Below are 18,630 nucleotides of genomic sequence, written 5' to 3'. Positions count from 1 at the left end.
TTACCCATTATTTTCCATGTATATTATACAAAAAAAGACAGCCTCCACACCAACGGAAGCTGCCTTGCTCGAAACCTGTTCTAACATCCCCAATTCCAAACCAAACTTGATGTTATACCTTGCTAACCTCAGCTCCGTCCTCTACGACGGCCTGAGCCTCGACAGCGGACTGCTCGCCCTGCCATAACAGCTGCATCTCTTCGCTCGTGGCGAGCAGCTCAGACAAGCTGCCCTCGGCTTCGATCCGGCCATCCTTCATGACGATGATATGATCGGCCTTCGAAAGAGCTGCCCTGCGATGCGATACCGCGATGCAAGTGACGTCCCGCTCCTTGAACAACCCATCCCATACCAGCTGCTCCGTCTCCACGTCCAGCGCGCTGGACAGATCATCAAAAATGAATAAATCCGCGCCCGTGATCAGCATGCGTGCCGTAGCCGCCCGTTGGATTTGTCCGCCCGACAGCATCACGCCTCTCGGCCCGACAAACGTCTCCAGTCCCTGATCCAGATTCGCGATATCCTTCTCCATGACGGCCAGACGGACAGCCCGCTCCAGAGCTTCCCCCGTTCGCTCTTTCTTCCCTTGCACGATGTTCTCTCTCAAGGGATCGCTAAACAGTCGCGGAACCTGCGGAGTATATGCCGCCCGTGGAGGCATAAGGAAGGTTGCCGGATCCACCTCTTCCCCATTCCAGCGGATCGTCCCTTCCTGTTTCGGCAGCAGTCCCAGCAATGTCCGGACAAGCGTCGATTTTCCCGCCCCGATTCGTCCGGTCACCACCAGAAACTTGCCGCGCTCCAAGCGGAAATGAATATCCGATATGCCATTCTCCGAATTCGGATAATGGTACGATAAATTCTTGACTTCCAGCTCCTTCAGCTTCTTCCCCGGTTCTCTGTGCATGACGGGCAGTTCCGGCGGCTCTTCGTTCAGATACGTTTCCCGTGCCTCAATAATCCGGTCTTCCTCGCCAGGGCGAAACAGCGAGCGCATCCGGTCAAAGGAAACCTTCAGCCGCTTGTGCTGGAATACCATATAACCGAATAAGGAAATGCTGAAGCCGATATTGGCCAGATAAGACGTAAACAAAGCGAAATCCCCGACGGTAAAATGCCCGGCCTGCATCTCAGCAGCGCACATCAACAGAATCAGTCCCGTACAGATGCTGAGCACATGCTGATTCAAGGATCGCATCCATTGTTTGAACAGATTATCCTTCAGCGCCGCCTGCCGGCGGTCTTCGTTCAGCTTCATGAAGCGCTCATGAACATGATCCTCGGCCTGCCCGAGCTTCAAGGCTTGAACCGCACCGAAGGTTTCCGCGATAAAGCTGGTAATGCGCCCCGTAGCTTCCCGGTTCTTTAGCCCGTAACGACGCGCTCGGTTGCCAGACAAATTGTTCAGAAGCGTGACCACCACGAGCGGCAGCACGGCCACCAGCATGATCTTCCAGTTAATGCTCGCCATAATGGCAACGGACACGAGCGCAAAGACGAGGCGTCCCCAGAAATCCACCCAGGATTCCACGTATTCCACAACTTCATCCACGTCATCGCGGAAGCGGCTCATGGCCTCCCCTGGAGAAGCCGGCAAATTCCGCCCCGGCCAGCGCATGATCCCGGCCAGCATGTTCGTGCGCAGAATGGCCTGAATGTGGTAAATATACGTTACCCATTGATAGAAGGCCGCAAAAAACGTCCCTACCCGCGCAACCCTTACAACGGCAATAAAGATCAAGGGTACAGCCAGCCACACATAATCCGTGGAGCTTGCTGTGGCCCGGTCAAAAAACCACTGCATCCCAAGCCCGATCAATAACGGCAAGGAATGAAATATGCACCACAACAGACCGTTGATTAAAAATAATGAAGGCCTGAATCGAAAGAGACGCCCTATAAAACCCGTGATGGTCATGCCAGTTCCTCCTCTCTGCCCGTGCTTAGCAGTCTGGCATAATGTGATGCCGGATCTTGTGCAAGTGCTTCCCGTGCGCCGAATTCCATCATTCGCCCGTCACCCAGCACCATAATTTTATCCACCTGCTCCAGCGTAGCCAGCCGGTGCGCGATGATGATCCCCGTACAGCGGCTCATCAGTTGATCCACGGCGGACTGCAGCATCGTTTCCGTTGCGGCGTCTAGGCGTGAAGACGGTTCATCCAGAATCACCAGGCTCGGCTGCGTCAAAAATACCCGGGTTAAAGCGAATAGCTGCGCTTCCCCCGCGGATAGCGATGCTCCGCCTGTGGTCAAATGCGTATCCAGCCCTTCCGGCTGCGCATCGATCCATTGCCGAAGCCCCAAACGCTCGGTCGTTTCCAGAATGAACGCATCCGACACGCCGGTATCGAACAACGTCAGGTTGTCACGCAGCGAGCCATCGAACAGCTGCACGTCCTGTGTGACCATCCCCACCCGGCGGTAAAGCGCAGGCAGCTTCAGCTTCGTAATATCGGTCCCTCCAACGCGGATCACACCGCTGTCGATGTTATACAATCGAAGCAGAATACGGCTGAGACTCGACTTTCCGCTGCCGGTACGTCCGATAATGCCCAGGCGTTCGCCTGGTTTGATTTCAAAGTTGATGTCTTTTAACACCGGTTTATCTTCGTTATAACTGAAGTTGACGCCCTCAAATTCCAAACCGAGCGCTCCTTCCGGGAGCTCTTCTTGCTCTCCGTCCACAATCTCGCTCTTGTTGGACAACAGCTCTCTGGAGCGCAGCATTCCGGATTTTGCTTTTTGGAACTCCTGCACCTGGTCACCCAGCATCTCGATCGGGTCATTCAGCATCTGCGTATATTGATAGATTAAGAACAGAGTCCCCAGCGTAATTTCACCGATCAAATAATAGCGGACTCCTAGTAACAGGACAGCCGTAACCGCAAGAGCAAACAGAATCACCGTGGTGTTCCAAGGGACGACGCGGAGCATCCAGGCTTTTCTGCCTTTCAGGAAAACGCTGCGCATCATGCGGTGAAACCGATTCATCACATACGGCACATTGCCGTTCGCCTGTACATCCTCAATGCCGGCGATGCGTTCCTCAATTAATCCGAACAGCGAAGCGCTGGCTTCACGTTCATTCTTCGAAGAATTGACGCCCATATTCCGGATGAACACCATGAACAAAATGGACAGCAGTGTAAACACCGTCATGACAATCGCAATCGGCAGATTCACCGTGTACATAAATCCTAGTATGCCGGCAAGCAGCACAAAACTTCCGATTACCTGCACGATGAACATCGCGAAGAAATTCGAAATATTCGTCACGTCGCCGTCAACCCGCTCAATCATCTCGCCGGGCGTTTTCACATTATGAAATCGCATATCCAGCCGCAAGCAATGCTTCAAGAGATCGCCGCGAAGCCGGTTGGTCGCGCGCCATGAAATATCGTTCCCCATATAGCTGACAGCCACGGTAATCAGCTGGTTAAAGACAGCCACGACCAGAAACAAACCCGCCAGCTGAATCAGCGTGGCTATAACGCCGCCTTCGGCTGCCGTGTCAATAAACCGTTTGACAATCTGCGGATTCAGAAGCTGCAACCCCGTCGACGTCAGGAGCATTACGAGTAGCAGTATCAGCCGTCCTTTAACCGGTTTTAAATACCGCAGCAGCCATGACATCGAAACCTTTTCTTGTTTGGGCACAGTGCCCACCCCCATATGCAAGCAAGTATATACGGACCTCCACTCCCCATTTTAGCAAGGCGTGGCGGCAGTAAATCATTACCAGTCTACATGAAATCCACAGCCATTCCTAGGTAAAGAATAATTATAATATGATGTAAATCCTTCTCTTTCCTATATAAATCTAGCAAGTCAATACCTGCTTCAAAAAAAAGCGAATCCGATAATTCAGCATACTCGTATATGTATAATAGAGTGACGTGCAACTTTTTGGAGGTGGGCATAATGAATACTGGGATCAGTGGATTAGACGGACTGGATGAAGAGAAGCTATCAGAAATTCGCGAAAATGCCGCAAGGCTCTCGGACATGAAACAAGAAGTGCCCGTGGAAGAACTGTTCTCGGAATCATTTATTCAAAGACATACCAAGTTTTCTTCAATCGGTCACTTGCTGAAAGCTGCAGGTTATGAGGGAAGCACAGATGAAGAGTTTGACGAATTCATACAAGGACACACGATTAACCCATTTATCGTTGAACATACCCCATTTCGCAGCTGGCAGGATTTTCAGGAGCTAGCCGTATCCGCTTATATCACCAAATGGCTGGGACTCTAAATATTCATTCCAACATCCGCCTTTGCACAGGCGAGGAAAGATAACCAAAGAAGCCCCTCTAACCGATGTTAGAGGGGCTTCTGATATATTTTTTAAGGGGTGCTTTTATCATATGCTCCGAATATTAATGGGAGCTTAAATTATGATTAAAGGGACATAAATTGTTCGATGGGGCACAAAATATACTCCCCCCACCAAATGGTGATTTGCATGTACATGGAGGAGAACTATCCTTCCTATCTCAAAATAATCGGGTGTGTTTATTCGGTTGTAACTGTAGCCGTCTTGGTCTTATTATCCCAGACCACCTTGGCGCCTAATGCCTCACCGATGGCCCGAAGCGGCACATAGGTCACGCCATTCTCAAGCTTGCCATCCGCGATCTGCTTCCCGTTTACGATGACATTTACTTTATCCTCCACCGTAACAGCCCCCTCTTTCTTCTGAAGCCCCAAATACTTAGCAATGCCATTCACATGTCCGAGCACAATAGAATCCATAACATCCTGCCGTTTCAGCTTAGCTGCATCAGCCGCCACATCGATAAACAAGTTTTCGGTTAAGACAGCAGGCATCTTAGATTCACGGACCATATGCAAGTTAGCGGCCTTCTCCCCCCGATCGATGACTCCGAAGGATTTAATGGCACTCATGACCTCCGTATGAATAACGTTCTGCAATTTTACCGAACCAGAGTTTGCCGAGGTATATCGATATGACTCAAAGCCCCCGGCACCGCCACCCGCGTTACAATGGATGCTAACTAAGATATCGGCGCCAGCGGCGTTTGCCTTATGAGTCCGTTCAGCTAATTCAAGGAACACATCTGAAGACCGGGAGAGTAGTACTTGGACATCGCCATATTCCGCTTCCAATCGTTTCTTCACAGCAAGAGACACCGCTAACACGATTTCCTTCTCCTGTAGGCCGTTTCCGGTTGCTCCGGAATCCTTCCCGCCATGCCCTGCGTCAATCCAAACCTTTTTCACGATCATTCACCGCCTTTGTAGGTTGTTGAATAGCCCGGTGATCCATTACAGCGAAGGCAACTGCAGCAATTCCTTCCACTAATGCTTCCACGCTTATATTAGGCAAGCAACTGTAAGTCCTACTGCAAGGACGAGTATAATATATAAGATACTCCACTCTGGTGCATTCGGTGTTTGCTTGAGCCTATATTGAACGGCCTAGATACAGTTTCAAGTACCTTTTGAGCATAGGTACAAGCCTCTCACTTTTACATTTAATGGAACTCCAAATTGAAATTTGCGTATTGTCATGTAAGGATTGATTCTACGGTTTCGTCGGTGCCATTCATATTGGCTTGGTCTATTAATATTCAGATATCCCGAAGAAATGGCAAACCGAATGAATCGGGATGAATACCATTTATTTTCATTGAGCCTTTGGTGAGGGGCTGATTATATGTCTGGTTTTGTACTTATCCTGTTTGCTGTCGTTTTTCTTATACGTGGTTTATTGCGAATACGCAAACCCACATGGGGTTCCTTATATAGAATCTGGAGAATAAAGTACGAGTCTGAACCAAGTTCGGACTACATTCAATATATCAAATCCAGTGGACTTCTCTGGATCGTTTTTGGATCTGTTTTTCTAGTATTAGGCATTCTCCTTATGATTCTTTGAACACTCCTTATATAGCTTAGCGGCCAAGTGCTCGCCGTTTCCCGAGATCGATATACTGCCGATGGGTCCACACTGGAAGCGACAGACAGCTGACTGCCAATGAAAATTTAATCAGCACGGACCATTATTCACACTTTACACAAAGTGGTTTCTCTCCTAACATCCCGGTAACACACATTCCGTACAATGTCCCTATCACAACCCATTACATCGATGAAGGGATATGACAAAATGAAGAAGAAATTCAAGAAAATACTCGCGCTGCTGTTGCCGGTCACGATGATTGCGGCACTGCTGTCCGGTTTCGAAGCGTCCGCAAGTCCGGCCACTTCCCCAGATACCGACAATAGCTTCAAGATGGCCATACTGCCGGATACGCAAAAGTATGCGCGCTACAAAAACGAGCTTTGGCTGTCGCAAACGAATTGGATTGCAAAGAACGCGCAAAAAGAAAATATTGTTTTCACCGCACATTTAGGAGATTTGGTCGATCGTGCTGATGAAGATTACGAATGGCGCAACGCCGACGAAGCGATGAAAGTACTTGATAAAGCCAAGCTTTCGTACGGTTTTTTGGCAGGAAACCATGACGTGCTCAACTCGCAGCAATACGACAACGAGCGGGATTTGGCCAAGGAACCGTTTTTGAACTATTTTTCGACAGACCGGATGAAGAACATTCCGGGTTTTACCGGCCATTCCGAGGACGGATTTAATTCCTACTATATTTTTGATGGAGCCGGGAAAAAGTACATGGCACTCTTCCTGGATTGGAGAGCGTCCGAAGAGACGTTGAAGTGGGCTCAAAAAGCAATCGACAAACATCCAACGTACCCGGTCATGGTGTTCACCCACCAACTGCTGAACATTTCCAACGACAAAAAATCAGCCGTCATGACAGATCACGGGCAATTTCTATGGGACAAGCTGATCGCGAAGAACGATCAAATCTTCCTGACCGTAAACGGTCATCATCATGGTTATGCTCATACGGTCAAGAAAAACAACAAAGGTCACGACGTCGTTATGATGGTCGTTGATTATCAGAGCGCCTTCCATGGCGGCAACGGAATGTTACGAACATTTGAATTCGATATGGAGAAAAACCGCATTCATACTTCTTCCTTCTCTCCATGGGTCATGGGAATGTCGGAGAAAGATAGAACCCCGTTCGATGAGGAGAGATTAGTAGACGATTTTAACGATTTTACAGTTACGTTGGACTTTGAAGAACGCTTCTCCGGATTTCAGCCCATCATTTCTGTCAATAAGGAAGTACCGAAAGTAGAAGGTACTGTCGCTTACTGGCAAATGGACAATCGTTCGGCCGGCGAAGGACAAGCCGTAGCAGGCAACGGAGCAGCGGTCAAGGATCTTTCCGGCAAAGGCAACGATTTGTACCGTATCGACGAAGGCGACGCCAAGCCAGGCGATTTGGTCTGGTACAAAGGAAATGCGCAAAATCCGCAAAGCAATTCGGGCATTCGCTTCTTCAACAACAAATCGGAAGAGAACGGCTCGTATTTGCAAACGTCCGATCAAGCACCTATCAATGCATTGACATTCCCGAACGGATATACGATTGAAGCGGTCGTGAAGATCGGGCCTGATTTTGACGCCGACAAGCACTCCTGGATGGGCATTCTGGGCCGGTACGGCACCGGGCAAGACGTCGGCAAGAAAGAAGGCGACGCCGAGGCACCGCTAGCAACGTTGGCTGTCTCAAGCTTACGTGAAATTCAATGGGCGTCCTTCCCGCTCAATTATGGAAGCGAGCAAACGAGTTGGTCCTGGGAAATGAACGACAGCTGGCACCATATCGCGCTGGTCAACGACGGGCAATCAACGAAGATGTATATCGACGGCGTGGAAGTACTGCGCAACCCCGACACGAAGCCGCGGGGCATTGCCACGACCGGCAAACCGTGGATTATCGGCGCGAGCCAGTATGCCAATAAGCTGGACGGCGTATTTAACGGATGGATCAGCGAAATTCGTATCGTCGACCATGCACTGGAGAAAAAAGATTTCTTACCATAGCTAGAGGCACTTCAAGCGCCAGGATGATTCCCGGCGCTTGAAGCGCTCCTGCTCGCTTTTATTCTAATCTCTTCTTCCAGAGATTTTTGAGTTGCTACTGCTAAGGATGATCAATATATAAAAGCTACGGGAAATTCATTCTTGGAGGCAATTATAACCATATGGGATATGTTGTAAATGAAATTCAACCCGCTGTAATCGAGCTGCCGGATTCAATAGCCTTTTTTATGTGATCCGCTGTCTCAGGATATCTATCCGCTGGAAATTCCAATTCGACAACGGTACCCGGTATTGGTGGGTTTACATCAATGTCATCTAACTCCGGAAAATAATTAAGGACCAACCAAACCAATAACAAGGATAAGACCGCTGTTCCAAATTTCAAAAATAATCATGCAAATTGCTCCCCCCATTCAAACAAAAAAATCCCTGCCAGCATAGTGAAGTGCACCCCTTAGAATGGACATTGGAATAAACCCCTGGTTTATCCGATGAAATTCTAGGGGGTGCATTTTTGTATGGCAATTAAGGGACAAAAGTATAAAACGTATTCGGAAGAGATCAAGAAAGAGGCGGTTCGTCTGCATGTTATCGAGGAATGGACTTACCGAAAGATTAATGAACACTTGGGGATTAATGATCCTCAGCGGATGAAGAAATGGATGCGGAAATTTCGGGAACAGGGCGAGTTTGGACTGGTGGATCAGCGAGGTCGACGGGAAGCATACATCGACCAAGATCGGTATGTTCAAAAGCTCAAGCGGGAAAACGAAATGCTAAAAAAGTGCTTGGAAATCTGGATGCAGGAGGTGAAGAACAGAAGTATAAAGTCATTGAAATTGCTGCCTCTAGCTACCCCGTCAGCAGCCTTTGCAAACTCTTCAAGGTCTCACGTAGCGGCTACTACGCCTATCTGAAGCGCAAACATATGGACCGGGACAAGGAAGCTGCATTGCTCATTCGTCGGGTGTATGCGCGCTACGAAGGGAAATACGGCTACCGCCAAATCCAGTTGTTCTTGTGGCAGGATGCGGGCATATGGATGAACCACAAGAAAGTATTGCGTCTGATGCAAAAGCTCGGACTTCAATCCAACATTCGCCGCAAACGCCGTTTTAACACGGCGTACCATGCGGGGGAACGCGTGGCGGAGAATCTGTTGAAGCGAAATTTCACAGCAGAAAAACCGAACCAGAAATGGGTAACAGATGTGACGCAATACCGGGTAGGTGAGCGCTGGCTGTATCTTTCGGCAGTCAAAGATTTATTCAACAACGAGATCGTGGCCTACCAGCCAAATCAGCATGTCTCGTCGGGGCAATTGCCTAGACAATGCCTCCATGGAAAGCTTCTTCTCGCATCTCAAAACGGAAGGGCTCTACCCTTATAATATCCGAAATCTGGCAGAGGCACAAAACCGAATTGAAAAATACATACGATTTTACAACCAGAGACGACCGCAGCGGAAATTAAACAAACTGACGCCGGTAGAGTACCGACGCCAGTTTGCAGCTTAGGTGTTTTTCCAATGTCCACAAAATGGGGTCTTGACCACTAAGCCAACAAGGTTCCTTTTATCGATGCCTTCCGATTTGAGTTTTCTTACTACAGTTTTTAGTTCATTTCAAATCAGGATCTAACCCACTCAAAAATTTTATTTACAGATTCCTCGACTGAATGATTTGACGTGTCAATAACTGGGGTTATAGGGTTTGCAATCTGGCACCTCTCAAGCATTAGATCGGCCAGATAAAGCTCTGACTTTATAATTTCTGGTGTCCAATTCAGGTTCCTTGACAGCAATCTTTGCGTTCGTACCTCATGGCTACAGTGAAGATGAAGATACCTAACATCTCTGAACAGAGGTGTATGCTCAGAAAGCGAGATATCGTATGGTATAGGGACATTCCCGAACAAAATAGTACTTTTCCCGTGGTACCCAAACCAACAAGCGATCTTTATCCAGTCATTACACGCACTTTGATAATCATCATTTTTTACAATCAGATCCATATCGAATACTGCAAAGTTGCTCATAAGCTTACCTGTCACCCGGGATAATGTTGATTTCCCAGAGCCGCTACACCCCGTAACGATAAATAACGGTACGTTTAAATCTAAATCCCCAGGCAAACTCATACTTACTGCATCCTCCGAACTTTGACAGAAGTACTTCTTCAAATTATGAGAATTCTATACAATATGATTGGACTATTACACCAGCTTCAATTTTATTTTGTTATCATTGCCGTCTTGGTTGCATTATCCCAAGAAACTTTATCCCCTCTGGCTTCTGCAACTGCCCTCAGAGGTACATAGACAGTGCCATCAATAAGCATACCGTCTTTAATTGATTTGCCATAAGCAAACACCTTTACTATGTCACTCACCTTAGCTGCACCTTCCTTTTTCTTCAACCCTAGGTATTTATCGATCCCCATGACAGACCAGTAATCAGTGCATTGATAACTTCCTGTCGCTTAAGCTTGGCCGCATCGGCTGCCACATCAATGAATAGGTTCTCGGTCAAGACTGCTGGCATTTTAGATTCACGGACCATATGCAAGTTTGCGGCTTTCTGACCACGATCGATAACGCCAAACGGCTTAAGCGCCGCCATGATCTCGGTGTGAAGTACGTTCTGCATAGATCGTGACGCAGTTCAAACAAGTGTGGGTACCCCTCTTGGACCGCGAAACCTCATGAGGAATTACTATAGCATTCTGGATACAATTATTAAGGAACACCCGGATTTTCCGAGAATTCGATTTCACGACCTCCGCCATACCCACGCTACGCTTCTTCTAAAAGCAGGTATACACCCTAAAATCGTTCAGGAACGTCTGGGCCATTCTTCTATTAATGTAACTTTAGATACCTATTCCCACGTGCTACCCAACTTGCAAGAAGCTGGTCTTAATACAATCGGTGACTCGATCTTAGGGAACCAAATCGAGGACGAAAAGCTCACTTTACTCGACTAAAGGTTAGAAAAATGTTAGAAGTAGGTTATTTAACAAAAACGGCGCAGCTCCCGAATACCGGAAAACCGCGCCGTTATTGACTTTATGACGATGCTGGTGAAGGGAATTGAACCCCCGACCTACGCATTACGAGTGCGTTGCTCTACCCCTGAGCTACACCAGCAAATGTGGTTCGATGTTATTCCTCAAGAAACAACAAAAATTATTATAATACTTCAGCAACAAAATGCAAGTCCTTTTCTTACGGAAATATCCTCCGAAAATGGCGGCATTACCCGCCCAATTTTTCCTGCACGGACTGGATCTTCTGTTTGCTCGAGGAAACTTGGTCCCTGCGGTCGTCGATCTTCACGGAAGTCGATACGCGCTGGGCACCGGACAGAAAAGGCGCTTCATGTAAAGCCTCAATCGCCCGCCAGATCATGTTAAGCTCTCCCTCGATGATGGTACTCATCGAAGTCAACTCATAGGATATTCCATCCTGCTGTTTCAATATACGCTGCATCTCGGCAACATAAGAGCTCAAACTCGTTGTTGCGGTTCCGATCGGAATCACCGTTACCTCCGCTATAGCCATCTTTTAAAACCTCCCTCGTTCCCATCTCATCTATATGGAATGCTTTAAACTTCCGGATACAGTTATCATAACAATTCTAGCCCTTCATATCAAAGTCCGTCCGCCTTTAGCTTCACACAAGATATGGTGTTCCTTCCTCGTCTCGTCCATACGAATACATCTTATTTTGTCAAAACGATAATATACGTGGTATCAGCGCAGAAAAGGTCGCATTTGGTCACAATTCAGGAAATGTTATGGCCTTTTGGCAGTTTCTTAACTGGCACAATGACCGCTCGTTTGCTATAATTCTTTTTGCGTTCAATTTTAAGAATATGGTTTACAAACACAATATATTGGGTTAAATTAGATTAACAACAACCAAATATAGTGTATGTAGGTGCCGGATCAACCTATAAGGCAGTCCGGCTTAATAGGGAAGCATGGTGTAAATCCATCACGGTCCCGCCACTGTAAGGGCTCTTAGGCTGTTTATGAACATCTGCCATCCCTATACGACATATGCCACCGAGGAACCGGAGCAAGGTCCCGGGGAAGGCAATGTCGAGGGAAGAAGCCCAAGTCAGGAGACCTGCCTATATACAGATAGACACCAACCTACGGGGTTTTAGGTAAGTGTTCGTTAAACTTGCGTCTGTACATAACATCTTGCCCGTTCACGGGCTTATGGCAAACGTCATTTTCGAATCACAGCGCACGGACATTTTCAAGCCTGCCCGCGGGTTTTAGAAAATGTTTTTTTGATGTCCTTTTTCATATTTCCCCCGAAGAAAGCGAGGAATTTATTCATGCCCCAGCTCGTAGTTAAACCGAACAACCGTCAGCTCGCCTTTGATGAAATTCGTCTCTCCGTCTATGCCGACCGGACTCTAAAAGGATTGGACATGCTCGATAAGGAGCGTCTGCTTCGCGGCGTCAATGCCAAATTGCGCGGTGAGCAAGTTACCGGCGAAGAAATCAGCAGCGCCTTCACGATGTCCGCCCTTGAGCTTGTAACCAAGGAAGAACCGAATTGGAAGTTTGCAGCTGCGCGTTCGTTTCTGACCTCTTTATATAAAAAAGCGGCCACCAACCGCCGATACAAAGCCTATCCGGAGGAACCGTACGGTGCCTTCTATCCGCTCATTACAGAGCTTGTACAGAAAGGCATCTATCGCGAGGATCTTCTGACCAGCTACACCAAAGAACAAATCGAAGAGCTCGGCGAATGCATCGATCCAAGCCGCGATCTGCTGTTTGATTACATCGGTCTGTTGACGCTGGCTGAGCGTTACCTGGCAAACGACTTTGACGGTCGCGTCATGGAACTTCCGCAAGAACGCTATATGGTCATCGCGATGTTCCTCATGCACAACGAGCCTGCCGACAAGCGTCTTGACCTTGTCAAAGAAGCCTACTGGGCCATGAGCAACCTGTACATGACGGCTGCTACGCCGACCATGTCTAATGCAGGTAAAAAAGTAGCCGGCCAGCTTTCCAGCTGCTTCATCGATACCGTGGACGACTCCCTGGAAGGAATCTTCGATTCCAACACGGATATCGCCCGTCTCAGCAAAATGGGCGGCGGCATCGGGGTGTACCTCGGTAAAGTCCGTGCACGCGGCTCTGACATCCGCGGTCACAAGAACACCAGCTCCGGCGTTATCCCTTGGATTCGCCAATTGAACAACACCGCTGTTAGCGTAGACCAATTGGGAACTCGTAAAGGCGCCATCGCCGTTTATCTGGATGTGTTCCACAAAGACATTCTGTCCTTCCTCGACCTGAAGCTGAACAACGGTGACGAGCGTATGAGAGCACATGACGTGTTCCACGGCGTATGTCTGCCTGACCTGTTCATGGAGGCTGTAGAAGCACGTGAAGAGTGGAGCCTGTTCTGTCCGCATGAAGTGAAGAAAATCATGGGCTGGAAAGACGAGAACGGCCGTCCGCTGGGTCTGGAAGACTTCTATGATCAAGGTCAAGGCGAAGGCGAATTCCGCCAAAAGTATGCTGAAGCCGTGGCGAACCCGCTGCTGCCGCGCATTACGGTACAAGCCATCGACATTATGAAGCGCATCATGAAATCCCAGCTTGAAACGGGCACGCCGTACATGTTCTACCGCGACACGGTCAACCGTGCGAACCCGAACTCTGCGCATGGCATGATCTACTCTTCCAACCTGTGCACCGAGATCATGCAGAACCAATCTCCGACGGTCGTTGAGCAAGAGGAGCTGGTTACGAAAGACGGCCAAACCCGGATCGTGATTTCCAAAATCCCTGGCGATTTCGTTGTCTGCAACCTGAACTCCATCCACTTGGCTCGTGCTGTACCTGCCGGTGTGCTGGAGCGTCTCGTTCCGATCCAGGTTCGCATGCTGGATAACGTCATCGACATTAACAATATTGAAGTTCTGCAAGCTCAATACACCAACAGCCAATATCGTGCGGTCGGTCTCGGTACCTTCGGTCTGCACCACTTGCTGGCGCTGGAAGGCATCCGCTGGGAATCCGACGAAGCCGTTGCCTATAATGACAACCTGTATGAGCACATCAACTACCTGCTCGTTAAATCCAGCATGGAGCTGGCCAAGGAAAAAGGCCACTATCCGAAGTTCAAAGGCTCCGACTGGGAGAGCGGCGAGTACTTCACGTTCCGCGGTTACACCGACGGCGAGCATGAAGGCAAATTCGTAACCACCGAACAATGGCGCGAATTGCAGCAAGAAGTACAAGCGAACGGTGTCCGTAACGCATGGCTGTTTGCCATCGCGCCGAACGGCTCCACTTCGATCATCGCGGGTTCCACGGCGAGCATCGATCCATTGTACGAACTTCTGTCTTATGAAGAAAAAACCACCTATAAAGTGGCCAACCCGGCTCCGGATCTGTCCGAAAAAACGATCTGGTACTATAAAACGGCTTTCTTGATCGACCAGCATTGGTCCATCAAAATGGCTGCCGCCCGTCAGCGTCACGTTGACCAGGCGCAAAGCTTTAACCTGTATGTCCGCCCTGATATCCGGGCTTCGGAATTCCTGGAGCTGCACCTGCATGCCTGGAAAGCCGGCATCAAGTCCACGTACTATGTACGCAGCCGTGCGCTGACGATTGAAGAGTGCGAAAGCTGTGCTAGCTAACCATTAATTTCGAACCCACCCAAACCCTCCCTTCCAAGGGAGGGCCCCAAGGGCTCTGCCCTCTGGACACCCACAAGGTGTGTATGGTGTGAATGAGGCGCTTCTACGTTACTTTGGTGGCTAGGAGCGCTTTCTCCCTTCGGGAACGCTGGAATTTAGTGCGGAGGCTAATGAGTGACTTCGTGCGATGGTTGAGCTGCTGCCTGCTGGGACCGCTCTCCCCTTGGGAATTGCTTCTCGTACGGTGCAGGGACCTTGAGTTACTTCGTGCGTTTAATTGAGTTACTGCCTGCTGGGATCGCTCTCTCCTTGGGAATCGCTTCTCATGCGGTGCAGGGACCAAAACATCTATCGGCTGTACGCGGGCCATTCCGCGTTACACATTTGATATAGACTACACAAAGAAGACTACAAGGGTAAGGGTATCCAAGCGGAAGAGTTTACGTCCGCCTTTGGGAGCCCTTTGATACCATTAAATACATTCAAGCAAAGGGCGGACAACAGCGGCTGGAGAGTGGATACCCGTCCCTCGAATAGGCTAGCAAGTCTCTTTCCCCCGCCCTATCATGATATACAAGGAGAGAAAATCGGCATGCAAATGCAAAAGATATTTAACACCGAAGCACCCAACCGTTCCACTCGCGTCATTGAAGGTGAATGCTCCGGGATCTTGAACTGGAACGACATTCGGATGCCTCATATGTATAAATTATATAAGGTCCTGCTGCTAAACCACTGGATCGCAGACGAGATTCCGATGTCCAAGGATGCGCAGCAGTTCCCTCGCCTGGACCCTGAAGAGCAGCGCACCTTCAAGATCAACATCTCCCTGCTTGCTGTTCTGGATTCCATGCAGACGATGTTTGTCAGCGACGTGAAGCGTTACTTCACGGATTCGTCGCTCGAAGCCATCTCGGCCATCATCGGTCAGCAAGAGGTGGTTCACAACCAATCCTATTCCTATGTGCTCTCTTCCATCGTTTCGGATCAGGAACAGAAGGAAATCTTCGAATATTGGAAGCATGATCCTGTTCTGCTGGAGCGCAATCAGTTCATTTCGGACATCTATCAAAACTTCCGTGACAATCCGTCGCCGCAGTCCTTCTTCGAAGCGATGGTAGCTGACCTGATCCTGGAAGGTATCTTCTTCTACAGTACGTTTGCCTTCTTCTACAACCTGGCTCGTGACCAGAAGATGATGGCAACCAGCCAGATGATCTCCTATATTCAGCGTGACGAGAACCAGCACTGCTACTTCTTCGCCGAAGTGTTCAAGCAGCTGCTCAAGGATTTCCCTGAGCTGAACTCCAAAGAGAACATCGACTACCTGTACCGCACCATCGACCGTGCCGTCGAGCTCGAAACCAACTGGGCTCACTACACGCTCAGCAATGTGCGCGGCATCGATCTGAACGAATTGGGCGATTACATCAAGTACATCGCGAACCGTCGCATCACCATGATGGGTCTGGAAAAAGCCTACGAAGGCGTGGACGTTAACTGCATGCCATGGATCAAGCCTTTCTCCGATGAAGCCCTCAACGCAACGAAGACCGACTTCTTCGAAGCTAAATCCCGTAACTACGGCAAAGTTGGCGACGACAACGGTTTTGACGATCTATAAGCTCCACTCCATATACACAAACCTCCGTGAGCCCTTAACAGGAATCTACGGAGGTTTTTTTATTACTACATATGATCGGCCACAGTCCACTTCTCTTACTTACGGTTTATAAGTGCTATCCCTTCGCTGCCCATACCTCGATCTCTACCTGAATGGACGGCATCGCCAGTGCCGGCACGTAGGCCATCGTCATGGCCGGCGCTTTCCCCCCGTGGAATTTCTCCCATACCTGGTGGAAGTGATCCCAGTCGACCTCCTGAGCCGCCCAAATGTTGATTTTGACGATATGATCCGCCGACATCGCTTCCGTAGCCAATAACCGCTCAATGTTCGCCAGGTATTCTCCACCTGCTGCTTCATATCTTCCGGCAAGTTCCCCTCCCTATCGGTTCCAACCTGACCGGAGAAGACCACCAGCCCGGCCCCTCTCGGAACCTGGGTTACATGGGTATAAGGCCCGATCGGCGGGGCGATAACAGGCGGATTATACCGCTGAATTGGAGACGGCTGCTCCTCATCGGCTTCATTCAAAATAGCCAGCGTCTGATGGTCCTCCCACTTTCCGTTAATCTTTACGTTTTTCCTGGCAATGCCCTCCTTATGGAATCCGGCTTTCAAAAGCACTTGGATCGAGCCCAGGTTGTGCGGCATCACGCCAGCCTCAATCCGGTGAAACTTCAATTCCTGAAAGGCAACCTTCACTACCAATTGAACCGCCTCGGTCATATAGCCCTTTCCGTTATGGTCTTGGTCCAGAAAATAACCGATCCAGCAGCTCTGCAGATTCCCCCGCACCACTTCGGTCAGCATAATCTCGCCGATCAACACTCCGGTGTCCCGCAGTCCAATCACATAGAGATACCCCTGATCCGCCTTGCTGGATTCCCGGGCCTTTCGAATCCGTTCGAGTTGTCCTTCACTGGTGTAGAATTCGTCTCCTCTTAAGCCCGTGAACCGTTGGAAAAAATCCCGGTTATCTACCTCAAGCTTCAGCAGTGCCTCTACATCCGATTCCTCTACCGACCTGACATAAATCTGTTTCCCTTGCATGAACATGGTATACCTCTCCTTTGTTCGAATCATTTAGAAACGCAAAAAAACACCACAGCGCACCTGTGGTGTACATGCCGATCTATGCAACCACAAGCAAGCGACCTGTGGTGTTCAATTCCACTGCATCCTCATCCGGTCACCGAATGGAAGGATCCTTGATCGCTGAATATCCGATTTTGGACACACTTCTCCCATAATCGGACGGATCAAAGAAAACAGCGGTGGAGTATCCCATGCCTTTTGCCAAAGACGCCAATGATCTTTTTTTCATGTGAATACCCCCCTTCTGCTTTGCGCGGTTCATCTATGCTAAACATCTATGTTCATGCAAAAATCTCTCGCCTTACAGCTCGAGTCGCAACGTTAGCTTTAAGCTTTACATCATCTAATTAACCATAGGATACATGATTTGGCATGAATGATCAAATTCAACTGGATTCACATGACCGTTCCCTTCGGATTGTTTTTGGCCGGTCCTCTGCCCTGCTTCAGATGCTTCAGCTGGGCGACAATGATGACACTGATCACGACCAGCAGAAACCACGAGCTGATTTTGCCGATATGCACCAGATTCCATGTCCGCTCCTGACCCGGATAAGTCCAGGCTCCGAGAAATGTGGAAATATTCTCAGCAATCCAGATGAAAAAGCCAATCAGCAGAAACGACAGCACCAGCGGCATCCGCAGGGTTTTTCCGTCCACGTCAAAATACACCATGGTTCTGCCAAAAACCACGAATAATAATGCCGTGAGCAGCCAGCGTGCATCCCACACGTAGTGATGGGTAAAGAAATTGGCATAGATCGCTGCGCTGATCAGCACGGTCAGCACAGGCAGCGGCCAGCCGGTAATGCGCAAATTCATTCGACGCCAAGCCTGGCATATATAACTGGCTACACTGGCGTACATGAAGCCGCTGTACAGCGGGACCCCGCCAATTTTGCTCCAGCCCTCCTCCGGGTAAGACCACGAGCCCATATGCACTTTATACAGCTCCAGCATCAAACCGATGACGTGAAATACGCAGATGACTTTCAGCTCATCCCATGTCTCCAGCTTGCTCACCAGCATCCCGATTTGGGCCAAGACGCATATGAGAAGGATGAGGTCATACCGCGCCAAACCGGGAATCTCAACCACCTTGGTCAGTCCCAGCGCGCCGAAGATTATAACCGGAAATATGCAGGACAAGGCCTGATGATAACCGAAAATCCACAGCTTCCGTATAAATTCCATAAGTTCCTCCTACCACCTGCATTCGTATACTTCACCCTACCACAGACCGCGAATGGAATAAAAGAACAGCGTTGTCATAATTAGTCCAAG

Annotated in this window: 16 protein-coding genes, 1 tRNA gene, 1 pseudogene and 1 riboswitch; of the genes and pseudogenes, 8 read left to right on the top strand and 10 right to left on the bottom strand. The window is 49.1% G+C overall.

Annotated features, from left to right (window positions below; all coding sequences use genetic code 11):
* Positions 1–112: 112 nt before the first annotated feature.
* Together PLA01S_RS29115 and PLA01S_RS29110 are read right to left on the bottom strand one after the other, a co-directional pair.
* A complete protein-coding gene (locus tag PLA01S_RS29115; protein ID WP_127595595.1) occupies positions 113–1,918 on the bottom strand; it encodes an ABC transporter ATP-binding protein in 1,806 nt (601 codons plus the stop codon).
* The gene (locus PLA01S_RS29110) at positions 1,915–3,660 is read right to left on the bottom strand and encodes an ABC transporter ATP-binding protein (protein WP_127595592.1); all 1,746 of its coding nucleotides are present in this window, start codon (positions 3,658–3,660) and stop codon (positions 1,915–1,917) included. Before PLA01S_RS29110 ends, PLA01S_RS29115 begins: the two co-directional genes overlap by 4 nt.
* Before the next feature lie 264 nt (positions 3,661–3,924).
* Here PLA01S_RS29110 and PLA01S_RS29105 point away from each other — a divergent pair, with 264 nt between their 5' ends.
* Positions 3,925–4,257 carry a hypothetical protein gene (locus PLA01S_RS29105; protein ID WP_071222114.1) on the top strand — a complete coding sequence of 111 codons (333 nt, stop codon included), beginning with the start codon at positions 3,925–3,927 and terminating at the stop codon, positions 4,255–4,257.
* Between the two features lie 260 nt (positions 4,258–4,517).
* Here PLA01S_RS29105 and PLA01S_RS29100 read toward each other — a convergent pair whose 3' ends face one another.
* Entirely contained in the window at positions 4,518–5,246 is a 729-nt protein-coding gene (locus PLA01S_RS29100; RefSeq protein ID WP_127595590.1) for an N-acetylmuramoyl-L-alanine amidase, read from the bottom strand.
* Between the two features lie 889 nt (positions 5,247–6,135).
* Between PLA01S_RS29100 and PLA01S_RS29090 the strand changes: the two genes are divergently transcribed.
* From PLA01S_RS29090 to PLA01S_RS33140, 4 genes are all read left to right on the top strand, one after another.
* A complete protein-coding gene (locus tag PLA01S_RS29090; protein ID WP_164817544.1) occupies positions 6,136–7,944 on the top strand; it encodes a laminin G domain-containing metallophosphoesterase family protein in 1,809 nt (602 codons plus the stop codon).
* A gap of 518 nt (positions 7,945–8,462) precedes the next feature.
* Positions 8,463–8,861, top strand: coding sequence for a helix-turn-helix domain-containing protein (locus tag PLA01S_RS32740; protein WP_246059921.1), 399 nt, complete (start codon positions 8,463–8,465; stop codon positions 8,859–8,861).
* Complete coding sequence (locus PLA01S_RS29075) at positions 8,777–9,334, top strand: IS3 family transposase (RefSeq protein WP_246059923.1); 558 nt, start codon at positions 8,777–8,779, stop codon at positions 9,332–9,334. The genes PLA01S_RS32740 and PLA01S_RS29075 overlap by 85 nt, the downstream gene beginning before the upstream one ends.
* On the top strand, positions 9,249–9,461 hold the full coding sequence (locus PLA01S_RS33140) for an integrase core domain-containing protein (protein WP_127595578.1): 213 nt from the start codon (positions 9,249–9,251) through the stop codon (positions 9,459–9,461). Before PLA01S_RS29075 ends, PLA01S_RS33140 begins: the two co-directional genes overlap by 86 nt.
* Before the next feature lie 714 nt (positions 9,462–10,175).
* Here PLA01S_RS33140 and PLA01S_RS33135 read toward each other — a convergent pair.
* A complete protein-coding gene (locus tag PLA01S_RS33135) occupies positions 10,176–10,361 on the bottom strand; it encodes a stalk domain-containing protein (RefSeq protein WP_371860472.1) in 186 nt (61 codons plus the stop codon).
* Between the two features lie 2 nt (positions 10,362–10,363).
* Positions 10,364–10,591, bottom strand: a complete 228-nt coding sequence (locus PLA01S_RS33130; protein ID WP_371860471.1) for an N-acetylmuramoyl-L-alanine amidase — start codon at positions 10,589–10,591, stop codon at positions 10,364–10,366.
* A 55-nt stretch (positions 10,592–10,646) separates the two neighbouring features.
* On the opposite strand from PLA01S_RS33130, the gene PLA01S_RS29060 reads away from it, so the two are divergent.
* Positions 10,647–10,928: a tyrosine-type recombinase/integrase gene (locus PLA01S_RS29060; RefSeq protein WP_127595575.1), complete on the top strand. Its 282-nt coding sequence runs from the start codon at positions 10,647–10,649 to the stop codon at positions 10,926–10,928.
* Between the two features lie 91 nt (positions 10,929–11,019).
* Here PLA01S_RS29060 and PLA01S_RS29055 read toward each other — a convergent pair.
* A tRNA-Thr gene (locus PLA01S_RS29055) sits at positions 11,020–11,091 on the bottom strand.
* Between the two features lie 108 nt (positions 11,092–11,199).
* Positions 11,200–11,505, bottom strand: a complete 306-nt coding sequence (locus PLA01S_RS29050; protein WP_127595572.1) for an MTH1187 family thiamine-binding protein — start codon at positions 11,503–11,505, stop codon at positions 11,200–11,202.
* A 360-nt stretch (positions 11,506–11,865) separates the two neighbouring features.
* Positions 11,866–12,098: riboswitch (cobalamin riboswitch) on the top strand.
* A gap of 195 nt (positions 12,099–12,293) precedes the next feature.
* Here PLA01S_RS29050 and PLA01S_RS29045 point away from each other — a divergent pair.
* Positions 12,294–14,627: a ribonucleoside-diphosphate reductase subunit alpha gene (locus PLA01S_RS29045; RefSeq protein WP_127595569.1), complete on the top strand. Its 2,334-nt coding sequence runs from the start codon at positions 12,294–12,296 to the stop codon at positions 14,625–14,627.
* A 592-nt stretch (positions 14,628–15,219) separates the two neighbouring features.
* On the top strand, positions 15,220–16,251 hold the full coding sequence (locus PLA01S_RS29040) for a ribonucleotide-diphosphate reductase subunit beta (protein WP_127595566.1): 1,032 nt from the start codon (positions 15,220–15,222) through the stop codon (positions 16,249–16,251).
* Between the two features lie 115 nt (positions 16,252–16,366).
* Here PLA01S_RS29040 and PLA01S_RS29035 read toward each other — a convergent pair.
* The 3 genes and pseudogenes from PLA01S_RS29035 to PLA01S_RS29030 form a co-directional block, all read right to left on the bottom strand.
* Positions 16,367–17,307, bottom strand: a pseudogene (locus PLA01S_RS29035) (GNAT family N-acetyltransferase).
* A gap of 133 nt (positions 17,308–17,440) precedes the next feature.
* Positions 17,441–17,575: a hypothetical protein gene (locus PLA01S_RS32925; RefSeq protein WP_256720505.1), complete on the bottom strand. Its 135-nt coding sequence runs from the start codon at positions 17,573–17,575 to the stop codon at positions 17,441–17,443.
* A 167-nt stretch (positions 17,576–17,742) separates the two neighbouring features.
* Positions 17,743–18,540: a DUF817 domain-containing protein gene (locus PLA01S_RS29030; RefSeq protein WP_127595562.1), complete on the bottom strand. Its 798-nt coding sequence runs from the start codon at positions 18,538–18,540 to the stop codon at positions 17,743–17,745.
* Between the last annotated feature and the right edge of the window lie 90 nt (positions 18,541–18,630).

Source organism: Paenibacillus lautus NBRC 15380, from assembly GCF_004000945.1.
Taxonomy (GTDB): domain Bacteria; phylum Bacillota; class Bacilli; order Paenibacillales; family Paenibacillaceae; genus Paenibacillus_AQ; species Paenibacillus_AQ lautus.
Note: the sequence above shows the minus strand (reverse complement) of the source record. Positions and strands in the feature narration are given on the sequence as shown.

Excerpts from the sequence above, each read along its gene's own strand:
- PLA01S_RS29105 (WP_071222114.1), top strand. The coding sequence starts at position 3,925 with ATGAATACTGGGATCAGTGGATTAGACGGACTGGATGAAGAGAAGCTA.
- PLA01S_RS29090 (WP_164817544.1), top strand. The coding sequence starts at position 6,136 with ATGAAGAAGAAATTCAAGAAAATACTCGCGCTGCTGTTGCCGGTCACG.
- PLA01S_RS29050 (WP_127595572.1), bottom strand. The coding sequence starts at position 11,505 with ATGGCTATAGCGGAGGTAACGGTGATTCCGATCGGAACCGCAACAACG.
- PLA01S_RS33140 (WP_127595578.1), top strand. The coding sequence starts at position 9,249 with ATGTCTCGTCGGGGCAATTGCCTAGACAATGCCTCCATGGAAAGCTTC.
- PLA01S_RS33130 (WP_371860471.1), bottom strand. The coding sequence starts at position 10,591 with ATGCAGAACGTACTTCACACCGAGATCATGGCGGCGCTTAAGCCGTTT.
- PLA01S_RS29040 (WP_127595566.1), top strand. The coding sequence starts at position 15,220 with ATGCAAATGCAAAAGATATTTAACACCGAAGCACCCAACCGTTCCACT.
- PLA01S_RS32925 (WP_256720505.1), bottom strand. The coding sequence starts at position 17,575 with ATGAAAAAAAGATCATTGGCGTCTTTGGCAAAAGGCATGGGATACTCC.
- PLA01S_RS29115 (WP_127595595.1), bottom strand. The coding sequence starts at position 1,918 with ATGACCATCACGGGTTTTATAGGGCGTCTCTTTCGATTCAGGCCTTCA.
- PLA01S_RS29045 (WP_127595569.1), top strand. The coding sequence starts at position 12,294 with ATGCCCCAGCTCGTAGTTAAACCGAACAACCGTCAGCTCGCCTTTGAT.
- PLA01S_RS29030 (WP_127595562.1), bottom strand. The coding sequence starts at position 18,540 with ATGGAATTTATACGGAAGCTGTGGATTTTCGGTTATCATCAGGCCTTG.
- PLA01S_RS32740 (WP_246059921.1), top strand. The coding sequence starts at position 8,463 with ATGGCAATTAAGGGACAAAAGTATAAAACGTATTCGGAAGAGATCAAG.
- PLA01S_RS29060 (WP_127595575.1), top strand. The coding sequence starts at position 10,647 with ATGAGGAATTACTATAGCATTCTGGATACAATTATTAAGGAACACCCG.